Raw genomic sequence first — 21,602 nt, forward strand, 5'->3', positions numbered from 1 at the left:
ATCGAAATCGCATTTGTGTGTCTATTTGTCCAGGAGTCTTAACAGCGATGGTGTGGTATCGACGACGGCTGTACCGTAATCCCCAAGCCTACGGGGTCGTGATGGAATGGTGGTTGGGTTGGGTCGATTTTGTGCAGTGGTTTATTCCTCGCCCGGTGACGGGGAAAAAGACGCGGCGTCTGTATCGGCAGCTTTTGATCGAGGCGAGCTGGCGGCTTAATTTTGTAATGTTGACCGTCAGCTCCTGTATTATTGCCACCTTCGGGCTCATTAGTAATAGTACGGCTGTGATTATCGGAGCGATGCTGGTGGCGCCGCTCATGTTGCCGTTGCGGGGATTAGCCTTTGCCGCCCTAGAAGGGGAATTGAAATTATTTTGGCGATCGCTCTATTCGATTACCGGCGCAACCGCCCTTTCCCTGGCTTTATCCTGGATGATCGGCGTCGTCATTGGTATTCCTGATTTTGGCTCGGAACTCACGGCCCGGACGCAGCCAAATCTGATCGACCTTGGTATTGCCGTGGCCGCTGGGGGGATTAGCGGTTTTGCGAAGGTGCGCCGAGGGATCAGCGATGCCCTCGCCGGGACGGCGATCGCCGTTGCCCTGATGCCTCCTCTCTGTGTGGTGGGCCTATCCTTTTCCCAAGGCTATTTCAATTACTCCCGTGGCGCTTTCTTACTCTATCTAACCAACCTCCTCGGCATTACCCTTGCCTGCATGGTGGTCTACATCTTGGCCGGTTATGCCGAGATCAACCACGCCCTGGGTTGGACGATGGCCCTAACCCTGATTTTGTTAGTACCCCTGGGGGCAAGATTTGTTCAACTCGTGCAACAGCTCCGCCTACAACAAACCATCACCAGCCAGCTCACAACTAAAACCGTCACTGTTGGTCAAGATGTTGAAAATGTTCGGGTACGGGTTGACTGGACTTCTTCCCCGCCGATTATCTATGTCAATCTCCAGGCGAAAAAAGAAATTACCCCCAGACAGGCTCTCCTCGTTGAGGAATTCTTACGCAAGCGTAATCGGCAAATTTTTAAAATTGTGTTTCAGGTCAGTCCAATCCAAGAAGTCAAAGCCGATGACATCGATCCCCATGATTTAGATTTACCCCAATTGGACATGGCCCCACCACGCCAGTAAAAAAGACTCCAATTGTCAACCAGAAATCTTTGAAATATCAAGCTTTCCGCTTTAGTTCAACCTAACAATAACCGACAAAGAACGACCCTATCTAGCGCCAGCCAAAAGGTTTACCTGTTCTTAAAGTCAAGATGTCGCAGGACTGATAATATACTGGAGCCGAAGGTTTTGTATTCTAATGGTCTAGGCAAAACTGATAAAGCTGGCAAACGCGGAAACCCTCTCCATCGTTAAGCTCTTCTCAGATTTAAACAAGCCTCAACATTAGCCCCACCAAGTCATTCGGCAAGTAATTGACTATTTTCTTGACTCCCCGCATCCGGCCTAGATAAGCTGCTTTTCCAATGATTGAACTCGACAATGCAAACGCCACAGACTACGTTCTGCAGACAGAAAATGTCAGTGTCTATTACGGTAACTTCCTGGCGATCAAAGGCGTTTACCTCAACATTCCCAAAAATCAAGTAACAGCATTTATTGGCCCCTCTGGTTGCGGTAAAAGCACTCTGCTGCGTTGCTATAACCGTCTCAATGATCTCATTCCTTCTTTCCGCATAGATGGCGACATCGCTTACCACGGCAGTAGTCTCTACGGATCCGGTGTAGATCCAGTGGAAGTGCGCCGTCGCATTGGCATGGTGTTCCAGAAGCCAAACCCCTTCCCTAAATCGATCTATGACAATATCGCCTATGGGGCACGGATCAATGGTTACAAGGGCGACATGGACGAACTGGTAGAACGCTCACTGCGCCAGGCCGCTCTTTGGGATGAGGTTAAGGATAAATTGCGTCAAAGTGGCCTCGCCCTATCTGGGGGGCAACAGCAACGGCTTTGTATTGCCCGGACAATCGCCATTCAGCCAGAGGTGGTGTTGATGGACGAGCCCTGTTCTGCTCTAGACCCGATTTCGACCCTCAAAATTGAAGAGTTGATCCACCAACTCAAAGAGCAATACACGATTGTTATCGTGACCCACAATATGCAACAGGCTTCGCGGGTCGCTGATATGACGGCATTTTTCAACGTGAAGACCAATGATGATGGTACCCGCCAGGGCTATCTAGGGGAATGTGACCGCACGGAGGTTATTTTCCAAAATCCCCGGGAACAGGCCACCCAGGAATATGTCAGCGGCCGTTTCGGTTAATTTGGGGGAATGACTTTAGGGTCTGTTTTTCTCGCAACGCTACACTAAATTTTTGTCTCAGCCATAACCCATGCCCGCTGTTGCAGGTAATGGGTTTTCTGTTTGTGATTGAATTTGTTACGGGTTGACCAAAAAAGACGGCACTTCGATAGGATAGGACAATCCTAGAGATTGAACATAAATTGGGCTTTGTGGGTTCATACCACGATTGAATGTTGAGCTGAATATGTTTAAATGTGAGGACTTAGTATTGTCTTTGTTTAGCGACAATTTTTCTGCACTGATTTGGAATCCATGGCTGTTGCTCCTACCGTCACAATGAATCAACCTCAACATGTTTTTGTTGTCCAAGATGACACTGGACAACGGGAATATATTTTGACGGATGCTCGCTATTCTATTGGGCGTCGTAGTAGTTGCGCGATTCACCTCCAGTCTCAGTTTGTGTCTCGTCTCCATGCCACCTTAGTCCGGCATCTCACGGATGATCATGTTTACTATCGCATTGTTGATGGGGACGGTTTGCAGGAGGCGAGTGCCAATGGCATTTTGGTCAATGGGAACAAAGTGAATGCGGTCACACTCCAAGATGGGGATGTCGTGACGTTTGGCCCCCAAATTTTGGGTCGTTATGAACGGCGATCGCCGCGTGCTTCAAAGCGCACTCAGCCAGGGGAAGAAGATCCCTTTGACATTACGCTCATTGATCCGGCGATGTTAGCCGAGGATCAAGAACTGATGGCTGATGAAGAGGCAACACGTTTGTTTTAGGGTGGCCTTAACGGAAACGGGTAATAGTTGTTTGAGGTATTTTTTCCAGGAACGCAATGGTTAATTTTTCTGCTCCGAAAGCGGCTGGTTTGGCCCCTTGGTTTGATATTACGGCCCTGTTGTTGTGGGGAGCTTTGCTGCTCAAGTATGCAATTACGGGTCAGCTAGCTCTGTTGATCCACCCCAATTACTTCGGTTTATGTGTGGCGGCGGGGATCATTCTCCTCCTGCTGGGGTTGGGAAAATTACTACAACAGGTGCGTCCCCAAGTTAGTGGCGGGGAGTCGGTGCAGCATATTACGCTATTACCCCAGAATGTGGGGAGTGCCCTATTAATTGTGGTGGCGATCGCCGGATTTTTGATCCCGCCGACCATTTTGTCAAGCCAGACAGCGATTCAACGGGGTTTAACGGAAGAATTGCCCCTCACCCGGAGTCAACCGGAAAGTTTTCGGGTCGGCACCTCCCCAGAGGAGCGGACGTTATTGGATTGGATTCGGACGTTGAATGTTTACCCGGAACCCGATGCCTATACGGGGGATCCAGTGAAGGTGAACGGCTTTGTGACTCACCTGCCCCAGTTGCCAGACAATTACATGATGGTGTCGCGGTTTGTGCTGACCTGTTGTGCGGTGGATGCCTATCCGGTGGGATTGCCCGTGAAACTCGAAGGCGATCGCCAAGCCTTTGCGCCGGACTCTTGGGTAGAAGTCACGGGGGAAATGATCACCGAGGATCTCCAACTCACCACAGAAGCTGAGGGTGATAATAATTTGCCCCAGCGCCAGTTGGTGATCCAAGCCAGTGCCGTCGAACCAATTCCCACCCCCAGAAATCCTTACGATTATTAGGTATAAGGGTGGTGTCGCGCTCTTAAATCTTCGATGGTTAATCCCGCCGCTCGCCGCCCATTTTTCGCTTTTTGGGGTCTGTTGGCCGTTGGTCTGCTGGGTTGCCAGGGGGGAAGGGGGCGATCGCCCCAGGATGAATCCATTCAAGTGTATTTCAATCAGCGTCAAGGCCGACGTATTAGTTACACCGAACCCTACCGCCAACTGAAACGCCCAGGGGATAACCTCGAAGCTATTCTAATCGAGGGCATTAACAGTGCCCAAAGCACCATCGATATTGCGATTCAGGAGTTGAACTTGCCCCTGGTAGCTGAAGCTCTGGCCGACCAAGCCGCTGCGGGAATCACAATTCGCGTCATCGTCGAAAATAATTATCGTCAACCCTGGGCCACACCTGATTCGGCAGAAATTTTAGAACTCGATGAACGGGATCAGGGAAAATACCAAGAATTTGTCGCCCTCGCCGACGAAAACCAAGATGGCTTTTTGGATGCGGCAGAGACGGCTAAATATGATGCGATCGCCATTCTAGAACGGGCAAAGATTCCGATTTTGGACGACACCGCCGACGGTTCCAAAGGGAGCGGCCTGATGCACCACAAATTTATGGTGGTCGATGGGGAAACGGTGATCACCGGCTCAGCAAACTGGACATTAAGCGGCATCCACGGAGATTTCGCCAACCCGGAAACCAGGGGCAATGTAAACCACCTAATGCGGATCCAAGATGCGGCGATCGCCCAGGTTTTTACGGCAGAATTTGAGGAGATGTGGACAGGGCGCAAATTTGGAGTTCAGAAACTTCAGGAACCGCCCCAAACCTTTAGCGTGGGTAACAGTCGCGTCACCGTTCAGTTTTCGCCTTTCTCCAGTTCCCAGCCCTGGGAAAATACGAGCAATGGTCTCATTGGCAGCACCCTCGCCCAAGCCCAAGAGTCGATTAGCCTGGCCCTATTCGTGTTCTCTGAGCAAAAAATCGCCAATATTTTAGAAAAAGAAGCCCAAGCGGGCACTGAAATCCGCGCCTTAATTGATCCGAGTTTTGCCTTTCGGGAATATAGCGATGGGCTGGATCTGTTGGGGGTGAATCTCAAGGAAAAATGTGACCCCTTTAATCGGCCTTGGGCTAACCCCATTCAAACCGTCGGCACGCCCAAATTACCCAAGGGGGACAAATTTCACCACAAATTCGCTGTCATCGATGGAAAAACCGTAATTACTGGCTCCCATAATTGGTCGGCTGCTGCCAATAATCAAAACGACGAAACTCTCTTAATTATCCAGAACGAGGCGATCGCCCAACAATTTCAAGCTGAATTCGATCAGTTTTATACCACGGCCTACCTGGGGATCCCGCCCTTTATCGCCAGCAAACAAAAACCGATTCCCGCTGACTGTACTGTAGCCGCCACCGATGGCCCTGTAAACCTTAATACCGCCAGTGCCGTCGAACTTGAAACCCTACCTGGCATTGGCCCCAGTCTCGCCCAAGGAATTATCGAAGGCCGTCCCTACTCTGGTTTGACGGATCTGCAGCGGGTGTCGGGCATTGGGGAAAAGAAAGCGGCTGACCTGGCCGGAAAAGTCACTTGGTAGAGACGCGTTATAGTACCCTTAGCCCTTTCTCTGAACGCCGTTGAGCGATTTATCTATGCGCCCAATTTTTAGTTTTCTGTGTAGTCTGCTGCTGTGGATTAGCCTTTGTTGGCCTAGTGTTGCCCTTACCAATGCTCAAATCTCTGAAGGAGACCGCCTTACCCAAACTGCGATACAGGCAGCGAAAAAAGGGGATCTATTTACCGCCGAAAAAATTTGGTCAGATTTAATTGAAGCATTTCCCCAAAATCCGGCCCTCTGGAGTAATCGGGGTAATACGAGGGCGAGTTTAAATCAGTTTGATGCAGCCCTTGACGATCTCAATGAAGCGATTCGCCTGGCCCCAGACCAAGTCGAACCCTACTTTAATCGCGGTGCGATCCTCGAACAACAGCAACGGTTTAGCGAAGCGATCGCCGACTATGACAAAGCCATCGAACTCGATCCCCAAGAGGCGATCGCCTACCACAATCGCGGCAATGCTTATGGCAGTTTGGGCAATTGGGAACAGGCCCGCCAGGACTACCAGAAAGCAACGGAACTGGATCCCCGTTTTGCCTGGGCCGCCGAAAGTTATGCCCTTGCCCTGTATCAAGTTGGCGAAAACAACCAAGCGATCCAGCGAATGAAAGGCCTGGTGCGCAAATACCCGATGTTTGCTGATGCGCGGGTGGCCCTGACGGCGATGCTCTGGGGCAACCACCAATTCGGCGAAGCTGAAAGTAACTGGGTGGCCGCAGCGGGTTTAGACGATCGTTACCGGGATCTAGAATGGTTAGAGAATATTCGTCGCTTTCCACCGAAAGTCCTTGAAGATTTAGATAATTTCCTCAATCTCCAGTAAATTTCAAGATTCTAGGCTGATTTTGCAGTTTGCAGCAGTTTAGCCCGCACCAGTTTAATCGCATCGTAGCTGTATTTTTCCTGGAGGTGCTCCCGCAACTGCGTTAAGGATTCTGGCCCCACGGTGGCGATCGCCTTTTCAATTTCCACCTGGGCGGCTGGTTTTACGAGGCGGTCTAGGTCAGTAATCTCGCCATTCTGGAGTAATGTTGCCAGGTGCTCGTTGATCGTCCCCGCCGTCAGACTGCGCCGCTTGGCAATCTCTGTGACCGAAAGGCCCTGTTGATAAAGCTGGAGGGTGAGTAACTGGGTGCCATTGACCTGGGGTTTTGGTGGCCCTTGGCTGGCGCAAAATTCCTGAATCGCCGCGAGGAAAGGCTCCCCATAACGCTGGTATTTCGCACTCGTTACCCCAGAAATCAAACAAAAATCTGCTTGGGTGCGGGGTCGCCGAGTTGCCATTTGCCGGAGGGTCGCATCGGAAAAAATCATATAGGGGGCAACCCAATTTGCATCGGCCAATTGTTTCCGCAGTTGTCGCAGTTGCCCAAAGAGAATTTCCGCATCGAGGCGACTCTCAGAAATCCCCAGAATTTCCTGGGCCGTTTGCCGCCGTTCCACAGCAATTTTCACTGTTTTCTGTTGTCGCAAAATCTCCCAACTGCGAGCGTTGAGCTTTAGAACCCGATAGCCATCGCTTGTTTCGGTCATCAAGCCCTGATGCAGGAGCGATCGCCCCAAATTTTTCCATGCTTCCTTAGTATGGTCGAGGCCAATGCCATAGGTAGACAGTTGATGGTGCCCGTTTTGAATAATTTTTTCTTTCTTGGAACCCCGCAACACATCGATAATGTAAGTCATGCCATAGCGTTCTCGACAGCGGGCAACACAGGATAAAAATTTCTGGGCCTCAATCGTCCAATCTTCGACGGGGCGAGGATTCTGACAATTATCGCAACCGCCACAGTCCCCCGGAAATTGCTCCCCAAAATAGCTCAGTTGGATCGTCCGCCGACAATCGATCCCCTCGGCATAGTCGATCATCTTTTGCAGTTGCTGGTAGGCAATTCGTTTTTCCTGTTCGTCTTCCTTGAGTTCAATGAAATATTCGGCTCTTTTAATATCCCCTGCCCGATAGAACAGAGTACAGTGGGCAGGCTCTCCATCCCGACCCGCACGACCCGACTCTTGGTAATAGCGTTCTAAATTGGTCGGTAAATCATAATGCACCACAAAGCGCACGTCGGGTTTGTTGATGCCCATGCCAAAGGCAACGGTGGCGACCATCACAGGCACATCATCCCGGATAAACTGCTCTTGATAATCCGCCCGTAAACGATCGGCCAGTCCTGCATGGTAGGGCAAGGCTTTAACGCCATCTTGTTTGAGGCGATCGGCCAACTCGTCTACTTTTTTGCGGCTAGAACAGTAGATAATTCCCGGTTGCCCACGCCGTTGACGAACATGGCGCAGCAGTTGCGTATAACTTTTCCGGTCTTTGGGAAGAACCTCGTAGTAAAGGTTGGGGCGATTAAAGCTGGTGCAGTGAAAACTGGGGTTCTGTAGGGCAAGTTGATCAATAATATCTTCCCGGACGCGCTGGGTGGCGGTAGCGGTGAAGGCCTGGCAAGGAGTCCGGGGGTAGCGTCTCCGGATGCGACTCAGTTGGCGGTATTCTGGACGAAAATCATGGCCCCATTCTGAAACACAGTGGGCTTCATCCACCACAAATCCAGTCAGGCCAATGGTCTGATCTACATCTGTGAGTAGTTGCTGAAAGCCTTCGTTAAACAGCCGTTCTGGGGCAACGTAGAGCAGTTTAATATTGCCGTTAAAAATTGCCTGGATTCGCGATCGCGCTTGGTCGAGGTTGAGGGTACTGTTTAGGAAAGTTGCACCAATGCCATTGTCTGTCAGGGCATCGACTTGATCCTGCATTAGGGCAATCAAAGGAGAAATCACCACCGTCAACCCCGGTTTCAGCAGGGCGGGCAGTTGGAAGCAAAGGGACTTACCCGCTCCTGTTGGCATCAGGGCGAGGACGTCGCGGTTTTCCAGGGCAGCGGTAATGACCGCCTTTTGGCCATGGCGGAAATTGTCATATCCAAAGAAGTGTTTGAGGGCGGCTTCTAGGGATGGGAACTGGGACATGGCGGTAACAAAACGAAAACAACTAGCCCCCTAATCGTACCGTGACCCAGTCTTTGAGCAGATCCAATAGGCTGAGGCCACCGTTGAAGAACACATAAATGACGGACACCATCAGCACGGCAATGACAATGGAGAAAACAACCCCAGCGCCACTGATCAAGCCATCGTCCTCTTGGAGGCCAAAAGCGGTGAGAAAAATTGCCATGGCCGGGAGGGTATTGGTGCCGGGAATGGGGATCATCATCGAGGTAGCCATCAGGGCAATGGTACAACCCATGACGGTGCGACCCAGGCGACTCTGGCAAACGATGGGAAATCGGGGGTGGGCGATCGCCTCAATTTTTTTAAGCCAAGGGAGACCTTTTTTCAGGATGCCCTGGGCCATGGTCGTTTTGACGGTTTTTCGTTGCCAAGCAACCGGAAGCCAGAGTTTTTTCCGCCCAAAAATCAACTGGAGGGCGATCGCAAAAATTAAAATCCCAAAGGGCGTTGAATAGCCTGGGGCCGGAATTGGCAGGGCCGACGGAAAGGCCAACAGCAGCAAAATGACCCCAAAGACTTTTTCCTCTGCGAGGGCGATCGCCTGGGCTAAACTAACGGTTTCACCACGGTCTTCTTCAAAAAAATAACGGTGCAATTCTTGGGAGAGACGAGCCATAGCCAAATGTTACGCAGAGGGACAGCTACTGAGCATAGCGCAATGCCCGTCCGTTAATTGTGTTTACAAAAAAAATCTCCCCACCGGGGGGGAGATCATCGGGCGAGTTAAATGAAGGCTTACTTCTGGGTTAAACGGGTCAACACTTGGTTCGAACGTTCCACAAACGCTTTCATCCCCTCCGCATCAAAGGCCTTCTGGGCCATCAATGCCAAATCATAAACGTGCTGACACATCATATCGATGGTTTCCTGGTTGGATGCTTTGCCATCTGCTTGGATAATCGAACCCTGGCTGAGTTGGTAAATATTTTCGATCAAAGGGTGCGACAAATTAATCATCAACACATGATCTTCTGGGAATTGCATCGTCGTTTGTTGCATCATCGCCGTCATCTCTTGCAGACGTCGCATGGCCTCTGGTAAAAGCACCATTGCCGGGGGCGTTGCCGCTGTTTCTGCGGATTTAATCGATTGGGTTTTGATGTTGACCTTTGGTTTCCCAATCGCCTTTTCAAACAACTCTTTAATGACGTCGCCACGGGTTTTGTTGGTATTCGGATCAACAATTTCACTGGCCTTATCGTCTTCTACGAGGCTTTGATCTAGCTCCGAGTCCACCCGTGAAAACTTCACATCGCTGTATTCCTGTTCTAGGAAAGGAATGAAGTAATTGGTATCAATAAAGGAGTCCATGTAAAGGACTTCTAAACCTTGGTTTTTGTACAGTTCAATGTAAGTGCCCTGGGTGCTGGGATCGGTGCAATAAAAAACGCGATTTTCGTGCTTCTCTTTATTGCGTTCTAAATAATCTTTGAGGGTTGTGTAGGGGGCCGTAGACGTTGCCTGGGTGTCTTCGGATTTCACGTCTTCCCACACATCGCCATCATTACCCTGTACTTCTACTTTCGGCGTTGTCGCTGCTGTTTCTGGTTGGTGGGTTGTGCGATAAATGAGAATGTCTTCGACTTGTTTTTTAAACTTCTCATCGCGGATACTACCGTACTTCACAAAGGTGCCGACATCTTCCCAACTTTTAACGTAGTCACTATAGCTTTCGTTGTAGAGGGACTTCAGGCGATCGCCAACTTTTTTGGCGATGTAATCGGAGATGCGGCGCACTGTCCGGTGGTTTGTTAAGGCACTGCGAGAAACATTGAGGGGAATATCGGTGCTGTCCACAACGCCCCGCAGCGGCATCAGAAATTCAGGAATGACTTCTTCGCAATGGTCACTGACAAAAACCTGATTACAGAACAGCTTAATTTGTCCTTTAGTAACATCAATGTCCGGGCGCAATTTCGGAAAATAGAGAATGCCATTGAGCAAGAAAGGATAGTCCGTATTCAAGTGAACCCACAGTAATGGGTCTTCTTGGAAAGGATAAAGATAGCGATAAAATTCGAGGTAATCTTCGTCGGTTAAATTCTGGGGAGATTCCTTCCAAATGGCCCGCTGTTTGTTGATTTGTTCCCCTTCAAAGCGAATGGCAACGGGCATAAAATCAGAATAGGTTTTGACCAATTGGCGAATCCGTTGGGATTCTAAATATTCTGTTTCCTCGTCCATCATGGTGAGGGTAATGGTCGTGCCGATGCTGGTTTTGTCACTGGCACTCAGTTGAAATTCGGGGGAACCATCACAGCTCCAATGAACCGCTTCCGCACCATCTTTGCAGGAAAGGGTATTAATTTCTACTTGAGTGGCCACCATAAAGGCAGAATAAAACCCTAAACCAAAATGCCCGATTAAATCGTTTGCATCCTTGCCATATTTTTGAATAAATTCTTCGGCACTCGAAAAGGCAACTTGGTTAATATATTTTTTGATTTCGTCGGCGGTCATCCCAATGCCATTATCGGTAATGGAGAGTTGTTTTTTCTCCTTGTTAACGTCAATAATGATTTCCCCATCGGGCACATCAATGCTACTTTCACCGGCCATTTTTGCCATTTTGCGCTTGGTGATCGCATCAGCGGCATTGGAAATGAGTTCCCGTAAAAAGATCTCGTGGTCGGTATACAGAGATTTTTTGATTATCGGGAAAATATTCTCGGTATGGATTGTAATATTGCCTTTTTCGAGGACTGCCATAGGTCGTATGCTTCCAACTTGGTCTAAGGATTCGTCCTCTATTTTGCCGGAACTTGGGAAAACCTCAAGGCGGCGATCGCCCCCATCCCTAGATGCGGATTTCCGTATTTTCTTGATTCCTATGGCTTCTTTTGGAGCTGTTGTAATACCCAATTCACCCCATCTTGGAGATCCTTGGCGACATAATCGGGCTTGGTGTGGTGTTGGTACTTGCCGCTGAGGACTTGTTTACCGTAGCCTGTTTGAACCAAAATTCCCCGGAGGCCAGCGTTGTGGGCGAGGTCAATATCCGTCGCCTTGTCCCCCACCATAAAACTACGGCGTAAATCTAAATCATGTTCCCAGGCCGCTGTCACCAACATTCCCGTATTCGGCTTGCGCCAGGTGCCCCACTGGGTAAAGTCTGGGTGGGTGCCCCCGGCTGACTGGCTTAAATAAGGGCAATAATACAGCGCATCGAGGTGGGCCGCCGCTTCTTGGTTCAGGAGGGTACGCAGTCTGGTGTGGAGGGCTTCTACATGGTCAATGCCGTAGTAGTCCCGGGCTGGCCCCGATTGGTTGGAAACCAAGCAACAAAAAATTCCTTGATCGTTGAGCGATCGCACAGCCGCCGCCACCCCTGGAATTAGATTCAGGTCTTCGAGGGTGTGAATATATCCTGCTTCGATGTTAAGGACACCATCACGATCAAGGAAAACTGCTGGTTTAGCCACGCCAAATTTGAGCCAATACGTCTTTGGGTTGAATATCTGCCATTTTTCCAGTGGGAGACTGGATGCCAATCAATTTATCATTCTTTGGCGGTAAGAGCTTTTCGGCGTGGGTCGCACCAAAGAGAGCAATGGTGTAAGTCCCCACGGCGGCGGCCAGGTGCATCGGCGCACTATCTGTACAAACCATCAAGTTGGCCCCGGCAATCATGGCTGCTGCTTTACCAATATCCTCAGGCCGTGTCACCTTTAGCGCTGGATAAAGGGCAATGAGTTCCGTGACCCAAGGGGCATCGTCCGGGCCTTGGAGCAAGACAATCGGGAGGTTTGGCTGCTTGCTCTGGATATCTTCAATGATCGGTTGCCAATTTGCCACAGGATAGAGTTTGTTGATGCCCTTGGCTTGGGAGAGTTGACTGGCACCACCGTGGATCAGGATATACCCCTCGGTTAAGCCCAGGCGTTTTTGTTCCCCTTCAGCCCACTGAATGTCCCCATTGGGCACTGTGATACTGGGGGATGGGCAATCGGTGTCAATGCCTAAGCCTTTGAGGAGATCGTGGTAGAGGGCCGCTGCGTATTGGTTTTCGTTGAGGGGGGCTGGATTGGAGATAAACCAAGATGTTGCGGTTTTGTAGCCCACGCGGGTGGGAATTCCATTCAGCCAGAGCAGGAAGCCCACAGCCCAATTTTTGCCGAGGGAGAGGGCAATTTCGTATTCGCGATCGCGGATGGTGCCGAGAATATTGAGATAGTCAGCGGGGCCATTACGATCTTTAAAGTCGAAGGTCAGCACTTCATGAACCTGGGGACAGACGCGATAGGCTGCCTTGGCACGGGGTTCGACCAGAACGTCAATCATGGCTTCGGGATAACGTTCCTTGAGATCAGCGAGGGTCGGGAAGAAGAGGATTTGGTCGCCAACTCCTCCGGGAACTAGGGCTAGTATGCGCATCTTGGGGGTATAAACTTACGTATCCAGCATCATTTTAGAAGAGAATAGGCGGAAACGTTTAGTAACTTAGGGAAAAGCCATGGTGCACTTGTTATTGCCTGCGGCGGGCGTCGGCAAACGGATGGGCGGCGATCGCAACAAACTGCTGATGACACTACAGGATAAACCGCTCTTTAGTTGGACGCTCCAGGCAGCAGCGGCGGCGGATTCAGTGGCCTGGATTGGCATCATGGGACAGCCCTTAGATTTTCCGGACTTTGAGGCAATTTTGGCCGATTTAAAGCTTTCTAAGCCTGTCCAACTGATTCGAGGTGGCAAAACTCGCCAAGAATCAGTTTATAACGGTCTACAAGCCCTTCCCCCAGAGGCAACCCAGGTGCTGATCCACGATGGGGCAAGGTGTTTGGCCACCCCGGCGCTATTTAATCGCTGTGCAGCGGCCCTAGAAACCTGTGAGGGCTTAATTGCGGCGATTCCCGTCAAGGACACCATTAAGGTAGTAGATGAACAAGGTTGGGTCAAAGAGACGCCGGAGCGGGCGAAGCTTTGGGCTGCCCAGACGCCCCAGGGGTTTACGGTGCAGCGCCTCAAGGATTGCCACGAAAAAGGCAAAACCCTGGGTTGGGAAGTGACCGATGATGCGGCTTTGTTCGAGCGTTGTGGTCTGCCTGTGAAAATTGTCTCTGGGGAAGAAACAAATCTCAAAATTACGACGCCAGGAGATTTGGCGATCGCCGAATTTATTTTGCAGAGCCGTGATGAAATGCCAAAAACCTAGGAGCTGGAAACCTCGGTGCTTTTTAACGATAGCGGTTTGGGGTGGCGGTGCCGTTGGGTACGGTAAACCTGGATGGGGCGGTCAATGCCTTTAAATCGCCCAGCACCCATGGGAATAAATAAATCCTGGTGGCGATCGCCAATCGCTTGATATGTCGCATCGGTGATCACACATTCCCCCGGCGGACAAATGGTCTCAAGGCGGGCGGCAAGATTCACCGTTCCCCCCAGAACCGTGTAGTCTACCCGCTGGGAGCTGCCCACATCGCCCACAAAAGCCTTGCCACTATTTACCGCAACCCGCAGTTGAATTGGTTGGGGCCAAATATTTTGTAAATTTAGTTGATCAAGGCGGTTGAGCATGCCCATGGCAGTGGCGATCGCCCGTTCAGCATGGTCGATCTGGGGTTCTGGTGCCCCAAAAAACGCCATGATGCAGTCGCCAATAAATTTATCGAGGGTTCCTCCCTGGGCAAACACCGAGTGGAGCATCTCCTCAAAAAAAACGTTCAGCAAATCCGCAATGGCACTGGGGGAAGACTGCTCCGCAATGGGCGTAAAATTAACGATGTCTGCAAATAGAATACTGATTTCCGCTTCCCTAGGGGGGAGTCGCCCATTTTTTAACGCCCCCACCGAAATTAATTGATGTACCACCGCAGGCGAATGGTAACGCTCTAGTTTTTGGCGAATTTGGGCCTGTTCCTGGAGACGACGGCTTAGCAACCACCGTTGCACACTGGCCGCCAACAGATGGCCAATGGTCGAAAAAAAACTTAAATCATCATCGGTTAACGATTCTGATTCATCTAACTTCAAGTGGGCATCACCATACAAAACCCCCACCACTTTTGTTTGATCCCATAGGGGCACCGCCAACACTCCCCGAATCCCCTTTGCCAAAATGCTATCTTCCCCTGCAAAGCGCTGGTCGCTCTGGGCATCTACGGATTTGAGGGCAACCCTTTCTTTAAAAACCTTTTGGCAGACCGATTGACTAATCCAAGCACTGGTGCGGATGGCCGGGTGATTATCCGGAAGACTCTGGGCCGCAGCACTGAGGAGTTCTAATTTGCCATTGCCCCGAATATCAATGAGCAGCGCCAGCCGTTCTAAACCTGGCAATTCCTGAAAAATAACATTCCGGGTCAGGCGAAAAATAGCTTCAATGGATTCGGCAGAACTAAGTTGTTTCACAATGTCCACCAACTCCTTGAGGCGGGCGATCGCCGTTTCCGTGTGGGGCTGATGACCATAGCCTTCTTCCCCCTGTAGCCATTGCTCCTTGAGATCTTCGGCGTTACGGAGAATGGTGCGCCCCGATCCCCATTGGTCGGCCTGTAGATCTGTCGTTTCATCGAGGGTCACATTCTGGAACGTGACTAAAATTGACGCATGGCCCAGACGGATTAGATCTCCTTGGCGGATCGTTTGGGGCTCAGTAATCCGGACGTGATTAAGATATGTGCCATTGGTGCTGCCCAAGTCCTCTAAAACCCAAGCCTGTTGCCGCCGTTTGATCCGGGCGTGGTACCGGGAAATTTGGGTCATCTGTAGCGAGAGACTACATTCAGGCAAGCGACCGATCACAAACTCCCCTTGATCGACCACCACAATACGTTCTGGGTAGCCCTCAGCTTGGATGCGGAGTTGCAGATCAGTCATAGGAGTTTCACGGGAAATAACACGTGCCAGTGGCCTGCGAAAAAAATTGCTGAATTTAAATAGTCAAAGCGATGACAGGGGAATTCTGCCCACGGAAGTTCAGAAAACAAGGGGGAATTTTGCTCGGCTTGTCATAAAAAGTCAGCGCCCGAAGCGGAGATTCATCCCTGAGTGTAGCCCAAGGAGGATATTTTTCTGTCTAAAGATAGTGGCGATCGCCACAAACCGTTAAGGAAGTTCTGGCAATGGGGGGAGTTGGATCGGTATCGCCTGGGTGGGGGGCAAGAGGGCCGGGGGAAATGTGAAGGGGAGATCTGCACTGGCGATCGCCCCTTGAAATTCAAAGCGCCACACCACAGAACCATCAGCTTGGGGCAAACGTTGAAAGGTGGGCGACCAAGTGGGCGGAATTTCCCCAGCCCAGGTTAAAACGATTCGAGTGGTGCGGTCATTAAATTGGCCAATGCGCAGTTGACGAATGGTGCCGTCGTAAGCCTGGGTCAAGGTAGCAGCGGGCCAGCGGGTATCGGTCAGGTCAATGATCAGACGAGTCGGGTTACTGAGGCGAGAATATTGGGGAATCGTCGTTGGAGCGGTTTGGAGGCGGAGTTGCTGCGCTTGGGGGTCAAAGGCCCAATCTTGGAGGGAGGGCAACTCTGACGGCGGATCGGCGATCGCCTTGGGGCTGTGGCTCAGTCCGGCTACCAACACCAGCACTACACAGACACTCTGATTAAAATATTTTTGGATTAACCCAACAGCCATTCTGAGGCCCGTTCTCCCAATTCCAAACGAATACTAATTGCTTTGCCGACCCTGGGGCGTTCTGTGGTTTCTTCGAGGTAAGTATGAACTTGTTGACTCACACCCCATTCCCCTAAATAAGTGGCGATCGCCTGGAGATGTTCCTCATATTGAGCCTCCGAGAGGGGAAAAGAAACCTGTTCCAAATATTTCCACATCACCTGGAGATACCATTCCCCCTTAATTTGTCGCAGTTGGATGTCATAGGATCGTCCCCATTTACGCCACAAAAGTTCCCGTAGTTCTCCACCATTCATCGCCCACTCCTCCTGCGGTTCATTGACATTTCTGTGGCCAAAAGCCTAATCTCAGCCGATCTGTAATAATTTATCTACAAAACTTTGTTAACCTTTTTAAAGGCTATCCGGCAACCAACTAAGGCTCAAGCTCAGGTAAAACGCCATCTTTGCTCGCCATTTGGATGATATTCTTCATAGGAAGTATTGTAGAAACGCTTACATAACTATACAAAAAGGCTCTGATTATGACTCAATTATCAGGTTCCTCCGATGTTCCAGATCTAGGTCGTCGCCAATTTTTGAACCTCCTCTGGGTGGGGACGGCGGCGGGAACGGCTCTCGGTGGTTTATATCCCGTTATTAAATATTTTATTCCTCCTTCTAGTGGTGGCGCTGGTGGTGGCGTGATTGCTAAAGATGCCCTCGGTAATGACATTATCGTGAGCGACTATCTCCAAACCCACACCGCAGGCGATCGCTCCTTGGCCCAAGGCCTCAAAGGGGATCCCACCTATGTGGTTGTCGAAGGGGATAACACCATCTCCAGCTATGGGATCAACGCCATCTGTACCCACCTTGGTTGTGTCGTCCCTTGGAATACCGCTGAAAATAAATTCATGTGTCCTTGCCACGGTTCTCAGTATGACGAAACCGGGAAAGTTGTCCGCGGCCCAGCCCCCTTATCCTTGGCCCTTGTCCATGCGGAAGTGACTGAAGATGACAAGATCTCCTTCACCGACTGGACAGAAACCGATTTCCGTACTGACGAAGCTCCTTGGTGGGCCTAAAGACCCCATACGGGTTCATCCATTAGAGAAAACGCTTGTAAAAATTTACGATGAAAACACCTGAACTGATGGCAATCTGGCAACGGCTAAAGACCGCCTGCCTCGTGGCGATCGCCACCTTTGGTTTATTTTTCGCCAGTGACGCCCTTTTCCCCCAAGCCGCTGCCGCCTATCCTTTTTGGGCCCAGCAAACCGCCCCAGAAACGCCCCGTGAAGCAACAGGCCGGATCGTCTGTGCCAACTGTCACCTCGCTGCCAAAGAAGCAGAGGTGGAAATTCCCCAGTCCGTTTTACCCGATCAAGTTTTTGAAGCCGTTGTCAAAATTCCCTATGACCATAGCCAACAGCAGGTTCTAGGAGACGGCTCAAAGGGTGGCCTCAACGTTGGTGCTGTTTTGATGCTCCCGGATGGTTTCAAAATTGCGCCCGCTGATCGTCTCTCTGACGAACTGAAGGAAAAAACCGAAGGTCTCTACTTCCAGTCCTACGCTCCGGATCAAGAAAATGTTGTAATCATTGGGCCGATTTCCGGTGACCAATATGAAGAGATCGTTTTCCCGGTACTCTCCCCCGATCCGAAAACCGATAAGAACATCAACTACGGTAAATATGCAGTCCACCTCGGTGCGAACCGTGGCCGTGGCCAAGTTTATCCCACTGGTGAACTAAGCAATAACAATCAATTTAAAGCGTCTGCCACCGGCACCATCACCAATATTGCGGTGAATGAGGCTGCGGGTACTGATATCACCATTTCCACTGAAGCGGGCGAAGTGATCGATACGATCCCGGCTGGCCCCGAAGTGATTGTTTCTGAAGGTCAGGCGATCGCCGCTGGTGAAGCCCTCACGAACAACCCCAACGTCGGTGGATTTGGCCAAAAAGATACAGAAGTTGTCCTCCAGAATCCCGCTCGCATCTATGGCTACATGGCCTTTGTTGCTGGGATTATGTTGACCCAAATCTTCCTTGTTCTGAAGAAGAAACAGGTAGAACGGGTTCAAGCCGCTGGCCAACTCGACTTCTAAATTACAAGAAATTTAAAATTGTGCGAAGGCAGACTCCGGTCTGTCTTTTTTATTGCTGATGTGCTTGATTTGCCGCCACTAATGTCTTCAAAGTTTCCATCGTGTAGTGCAATTCCTGGGCGAGGGGATGGGATAAATCAAAGATTTTCAAAAGTGAGTTGTAATACCAAAGGGTGCCCTCTTTTTCGCCTTTAAAACGGGGCCAGAGGGCTTCACCGATCCGTTGGTAATCCCGCAAAATAGATTGGGCATTGTAAAGTTTATCGGCCATGGCAACGAGGTGCATTGAAGCTGAAGCTGTTTGTAGATGCTGGAGGTAAGCTTCTTTGCGTTCCCGCCAAGGCTTCTTTTTTTCACCATCAAAACTATCGGAACAGCCTTCGACAATGGTTACCACCCGCTCGCCAAATTTTTCACAGATTAAAGCTCTGGTTTCCCATCCCCCTTGGTCTTCGATGGCATCATGAAGCAGGGCGGCGATCGCCTCGTCTTCATCACCCCCGGCTTCGAGCACTAAACTGGCAACCCCCAGGAGATAGGCCACATAGGGAACGCCAGAACCTTTACGCACTTGCTGACGGTGCAATTTTTCCGCAAAAACCAGCGCTTCAGAAAATCGGTCAGAGAGTTTCATCAACTTAATGCCTAGGTTGCATTTGCACCAATCCTAACCAATGAACTAGGCAGGATTGTGCCTCATTAATGGGGAAGAGAATTAAGACAGTTCATCGGATTTGTCACCAAACCAGAGGCCCAGTTTTTTTACCACCCAACTCAGGATTGCCCCCAACATCAAAATACCAATGGCTGGCGTAAACACAGGCTCCCAGAGGGAATACCACAAATCCCAGCCCAGATTAACCCCCGATGAGCGGCCAACTAAGGCGATCGCAAACCAAAAAAAGGCGAATAACACCACAAATACATCCGCGACCAATAGACGATCCAACCACAGGATAAATTGCTCTTTCATGTCCTAATCTAAATCTGTCCATTTAGAATATACGGCAGCCTGCCCCCGGTAATTTCCCGCCGGGTCGAGTAAGTCCCAAAGCTTAACATCCTCGATCTGTACCCGCTTCCCGCTTTTGGTAATGCGTACCCCCGAAAAACCCGTTTTAAACCCATAACTACGGCTGCTCGCTAACAATTGATTGCGCTCTGCCTGTACCTGTGCCGAAGGTTCCGCCGATTGTCGGGAGGGCATCTGTAACAACTCCTCCCAAGACCGTTCCCAAAGTTCTAAACCGAGACGAGAACCATAGTTATAAATTGGGTCGGCCTCCGTGCCATGGGAAAATACCACCAGCGGCGCGTCAAATAAAATCGCCGCCTGCTTTTGGGGGGATTCACTGCGATCAATCAAATCCGCCCCAAACCAATGGTGATAACTATCCAAAATAAGCTGCACTTGGGTGATCGCCGCTGGGGTGAGCCAAGGTTGAGTGGTCATAGTATCTACTAGGCGGTTACGAGGGCTTCAACGGCTTCTCCGGTTAGGCTAAAGGCCCGTGCTTCGGTGATTTTGACCGCAACAATTTTTCCTTTGAGTTCATTAATCTCTCCCTCAAAAAAGGTGAGGCGGTTGCCCCGGGTCCGTCCCATAACCTGACTCGGATTTTTCGGATTTTGATCTTCAACAAGCACTTCTTCGATCCGTCCGGCATAGCGTTGGGAGCGTTCTGCTGCTTTTTGGGCGACCAAATGATTCAAACGTTGAAGGCGATCGCCTTTTACTTCCTCTGACAATTGGTTATCCCAAGTGGCGGCGGGAGTGCCGGGTCGGGGAGAATAGGCCGCCGTATTTAATTGATCAAAACCAATCTCATCCACCAATTTGAGGGTGTTTTCAAACTGCTCTTCCGTTTCTCCGGGGAACGCCACAATCGCATCCGCACTAATGGAAGCATCGGGCATATAACTCCGAATAGTATTAATAATGCGGCGATATTTTTCGTGGGTATAACCGCGTCGCATCGCCTTAAGCACTTCATTGTCCCCAGACTGAAAAGGAATATGAAAATGCTCACAAACCTTGGGTAACTCCTGGCAAGCCTTAATCAAGCGTTCCGTAAAGTAGCGGGGATGACTGGTGGCAAAGCGAATCCGCTCAATGCCCGGCACATCGTGGACGTAATATAAAAGATCAGTAAGGGTATATTTATTTCGGCCCTCTGCTGTTGTACCCGGTAGATCCCGGCCATAGGCATCGATGTTTTGACCGAGGAGCGTGACTTCCTTAAACCCTTGTCGCCCTAGTTCTTCCATTTCTGCCCGGATCGCTTCTGGATAGCGCGATTGTTCCGTGCCCCGCACCCCAGGGACAACACAATAGGTACAGTGCTCATTACAGCCGTAGATCACATTGACCCAGGCCGTAACCGTGCTGTCTCGCCGGGGTTTCGTAATGTCTTCGACGATATGGATTGGCTCCGTCGCCACCACCTGACTTCCCCCTTCAACTTGCTCTAACAAATCCTGGAGACGGTTGGCGTGTTGAGGCCCCATGATCAGATCCAGTTCTGGGACACGGCGCAGGAGACTTTCTCCTTCCTGTTGGGCGACGCAACCAGCAACGATCAGGGTGAGGTCGGGTTTTTCTTGTTTCCGCTTAGCCTGACGACCGAGGTAAGAGTAAACTTTTTGTTCCGCATTATCCCGAATCGTGCAGGTATTGTAGAGGACGAGATCTGCAGCATAGGGATCTTCGGTGAAGTGATAGCCCATCTCTTCGAGGATGCCCGCCATACGTTCAGAGTCGGCCTTGTTCATCTGACAACCGAAAGTGGTAATGTGATATTGACGAGGCTTAGTCATGGTCGTTTCAAAAATAATGGGCTAGGCAAATTAGCAGCTTTTTATTCTACCAATTTAGGTTTCGCTTGTGGGAGATGGGGATGTGAATCCGCCAAAACCTCAATGTGAGTTGTGAAAACTCTGGATCACGCTATCCCAGGGGGAGCCTTGCCTATATACTATGTCTAATATTTTTGATGTGTATTTTTGATTACAGCAAAGCTAACCTCTGATTTTTTGTGGTCGAAAACCGAAAAAGAAAGGGTGCTTTGTGGCTATTGGTGAACTCGCTAAAATTTGAATGAATACGGAATCTTATTTTAATCACCCGACATTTGGGATGCTCTTTCGGATTTGTGAACTGGAAGACAAGCAAGAGTTATTTACAACGCTCTATGCCCAGCGGTTATTTTTCATTGTGCACCAAGATACCAATGGCATGAGTTTTGAGTCGGTCACCCGGATGGATGCCCGGTTAAAAATGGAAAATCGCCTGCGTCAGGTGCGCCGATCCGGTGCCATGGCTGAGTTTCAAGTATTACAGGCGCTCTATAAACGGACGTTCCAGTAAGCGAGTTAGT

At 50.3% G+C, this 21,602-nt stretch carries 22 protein-coding genes; 10 read left to right on the forward strand and 12 right to left on the reverse strand.

Features of this window, described 5'->3' with window-relative positions; translation table 11 throughout:
* Positions 1 to 47 precede the first annotated feature (47 nt).
* From AWQ24_RS09750 to AWQ24_RS09775, 6 genes are all read left to right on the forward strand, one after another.
* Entirely contained in the window at positions 48 to 1,148 is a 1,101-nt protein-coding gene (locus tag AWQ24_RS09750; RefSeq protein ID WP_030006411.1) for a DUF389 domain-containing protein, read from the forward strand.
* A 344-nt stretch (positions 1,149 to 1,492) separates the two neighbouring features.
* On the forward strand, positions 1,493 to 2,296 hold the full coding sequence (pstB, locus tag AWQ24_RS09755) for a phosphate ABC transporter ATP-binding protein PstB (protein ID WP_012307505.1): 804 nt from the start codon (positions 1,493 to 1,495) through the stop codon (positions 2,294 to 2,296).
* A 294-nt stretch (positions 2,297 to 2,590) separates the two neighbouring features.
* On the forward strand, positions 2,591 to 3,067 hold the full coding sequence (locus AWQ24_RS09760) for an FHA domain-containing protein (protein ID WP_012307506.1): 477 nt from the start codon (positions 2,591 to 2,593) through the stop codon (positions 3,065 to 3,067).
* Positions 3,068 to 3,123: 56 nt separating this feature from the next.
* Positions 3,124 to 3,918, forward strand: coding sequence for a TIGR03943 family putative permease subunit (locus AWQ24_RS09765; RefSeq protein ID WP_012307507.1), 795 nt, complete (start codon positions 3,124 to 3,126; stop codon positions 3,916 to 3,918).
* Between the two features lie 33 nt (positions 3,919 to 3,951).
* Entirely contained in the window at positions 3,952 to 5,514 is a 1,563-nt protein-coding gene (locus AWQ24_RS09770) for a phospholipase D-like domain-containing protein (RefSeq protein WP_065716709.1), read from the forward strand.
* Between the two features lie 55 nt (positions 5,515 to 5,569).
* A complete protein-coding gene (locus tag AWQ24_RS09775; protein WP_065716710.1) occupies positions 5,570 to 6,358 on the forward strand; it encodes a tetratricopeptide repeat protein in 789 nt (262 codons plus the stop codon).
* 11 nt (positions 6,359 to 6,369) lie between these two features.
* Here the strand turns inward: AWQ24_RS09775 and recQ are convergent, their stop codons facing one another.
* The 5 genes from recQ to AWQ24_RS09800 all read right to left on the reverse strand — a co-directional run bounded on the left by recQ (position 6,370) and on the right by AWQ24_RS09800 (position 12,924).
* Positions 6,370 to 8,508, reverse strand: a complete 2,139-nt coding sequence (recQ, locus tag AWQ24_RS09780) for a DNA helicase RecQ (protein WP_065716711.1) — start codon at positions 8,506 to 8,508, stop codon at positions 6,370 to 6,372.
* A gap of 22 nt (positions 8,509 to 8,530) precedes the next feature.
* Positions 8,531 to 9,166, reverse strand: coding sequence for an exopolysaccharide biosynthesis protein (locus tag AWQ24_RS09785; RefSeq protein ID WP_012307511.1), 636 nt, complete (start codon positions 9,164 to 9,166; stop codon positions 8,531 to 8,533).
* Positions 9,167 to 9,285: 119 nt separating this feature from the next.
* Positions 9,286 to 11,259 (reverse strand): molecular chaperone HtpG, encoded by a 1,974-nt coding sequence (gene htpG / locus AWQ24_RS09790; protein ID WP_065716712.1) that lies wholly within the window; start codon positions 11,257 to 11,259, stop codon positions 9,286 to 9,288.
* Positions 11,260 to 11,378: 119 nt separating this feature from the next.
* Positions 11,379 to 11,972, reverse strand: coding sequence for an HAD-IIIA family hydrolase (locus AWQ24_RS09795; protein WP_012307513.1), 594 nt, complete (start codon positions 11,970 to 11,972; stop codon positions 11,379 to 11,381).
* Positions 11,965 to 12,924, reverse strand: a complete 960-nt coding sequence (locus AWQ24_RS09800; protein ID WP_030006419.1) for a glycosyltransferase family 9 protein — start codon at positions 12,922 to 12,924, stop codon at positions 11,965 to 11,967. Before AWQ24_RS09800 ends, AWQ24_RS09795 begins: the two co-directional genes overlap by 8 nt.
* Positions 12,925 to 13,006: 82 nt before the next feature.
* Here AWQ24_RS09800 and ispD point away from each other — a divergent pair, with 82 nt between their 5' ends.
* Positions 13,007 to 13,702, forward strand: coding sequence for a 2-C-methyl-D-erythritol 4-phosphate cytidylyltransferase (gene ispD / locus AWQ24_RS09805; RefSeq protein WP_041443905.1), 696 nt, complete (start codon positions 13,007 to 13,009; stop codon positions 13,700 to 13,702).
* Here the strand turns inward: ispD and AWQ24_RS09810 are convergent.
* The 3 genes from AWQ24_RS09810 to AWQ24_RS09820 all read right to left on the reverse strand — a co-directional run bounded on the left by AWQ24_RS09810 (position 13,699) and on the right by AWQ24_RS09820 (position 16,427).
* Entirely contained in the window at positions 13,699 to 15,366 is a 1,668-nt protein-coding gene (locus tag AWQ24_RS09810) for an adenylate/guanylate cyclase domain-containing protein (protein WP_065716713.1), read from the reverse strand. The genes ispD and AWQ24_RS09810 overlap by 4 nt on opposite strands.
* A 228-nt stretch (positions 15,367 to 15,594) precedes the next feature.
* The gene (locus tag AWQ24_RS09815; RefSeq protein WP_012307517.1) at positions 15,595 to 16,131 is read right to left on the reverse strand and encodes an AMIN domain-containing protein; all 537 of its coding nucleotides are present in this window, start codon (positions 16,129 to 16,131) and stop codon (positions 15,595 to 15,597) included.
* Positions 16,116 to 16,427 carry a DUF3067 family protein gene (locus tag AWQ24_RS09820; protein WP_012307518.1) on the reverse strand — a complete coding sequence of 104 codons (312 nt, stop codon included), beginning with the start codon at positions 16,425 to 16,427 and terminating at the stop codon, positions 16,116 to 16,118. The genes AWQ24_RS09815 and AWQ24_RS09820 overlap by 16 nt, the downstream gene beginning before the upstream one ends.
* Positions 16,428 to 16,654: 227 nt before the next feature.
* Between AWQ24_RS09820 and petC the strand changes: the two genes are divergently transcribed.
* Both petC and petA read left to right on the forward strand, forming a co-directional pair.
* Positions 16,655 to 17,197 (forward strand): cytochrome b6-f complex iron-sulfur subunit, encoded by a 543-nt coding sequence (petC, locus tag AWQ24_RS09825; protein ID WP_012307519.1) that lies wholly within the window; start codon positions 16,655 to 16,657, stop codon positions 17,195 to 17,197.
* Positions 17,198 to 17,247: 50 nt separating this feature from the next.
* The gene (petA, locus tag AWQ24_RS09830) at positions 17,248 to 18,225 is read left to right on the forward strand and encodes a cytochrome f (protein ID WP_062434829.1); all 978 of its coding nucleotides are present in this window, start codon (positions 17,248 to 17,250) and stop codon (positions 18,223 to 18,225) included.
* Positions 18,226 to 18,274: 49 nt separating this feature from the next.
* Here the strand turns inward: petA and AWQ24_RS09835 are convergent, their stop codons facing one another.
* The 4 genes from AWQ24_RS09835 to miaB form a co-directional block, all read right to left on the reverse strand.
* Positions 18,275 to 18,859, reverse strand: a complete 585-nt coding sequence (locus tag AWQ24_RS09835) for an HD domain-containing protein (RefSeq protein WP_065716714.1) — start codon at positions 18,857 to 18,859, stop codon at positions 18,275 to 18,277.
* 81 nt (positions 18,860 to 18,940) lie between these two features.
* A complete protein-coding gene (locus AWQ24_RS09840; RefSeq protein WP_012307523.1) occupies positions 18,941 to 19,198 on the reverse strand; it encodes a hypothetical protein in 258 nt (85 codons plus the stop codon).
* Between the two features lie 3 nt (positions 19,199 to 19,201).
* On the reverse strand, positions 19,202 to 19,678 hold the full coding sequence (locus AWQ24_RS09845; protein ID WP_065716715.1) for an MEKHLA domain-containing protein: 477 nt from the start codon (positions 19,676 to 19,678) through the stop codon (positions 19,202 to 19,204).
* An 8-nt stretch (positions 19,679 to 19,686) separates the two neighbouring features.
* The gene (gene miaB, locus AWQ24_RS09850) at positions 19,687 to 21,042 is read right to left on the reverse strand and encodes a tRNA (N6-isopentenyl adenosine(37)-C2)-methylthiotransferase MiaB (RefSeq protein WP_030006427.1); all 1,356 of its coding nucleotides are present in this window, start codon (positions 21,040 to 21,042) and stop codon (positions 19,687 to 19,689) included.
* A 280-nt stretch (positions 21,043 to 21,322) separates the two neighbouring features.
* Here miaB and pipX point away from each other — a divergent pair, with 280 nt between their 5' ends.
* On the forward strand, positions 21,323 to 21,592 hold the full coding sequence (pipX, locus tag AWQ24_RS09855) for a transcriptional coactivator PipX (protein ID WP_012307526.1): 270 nt from the start codon (positions 21,323 to 21,325) through the stop codon (positions 21,590 to 21,592).
* The last annotated feature ends 10 nt before the right edge of the window (positions 21,593 to 21,602 follow it).

The sequence above is a fragment of the Picosynechococcus sp. PCC 8807 genome, assembly GCF_001693295.1.
Classification (GTDB): Bacteria; Cyanobacteriota; Cyanobacteriia; order Cyanobacteriales; family MRBY01; genus MRBY01.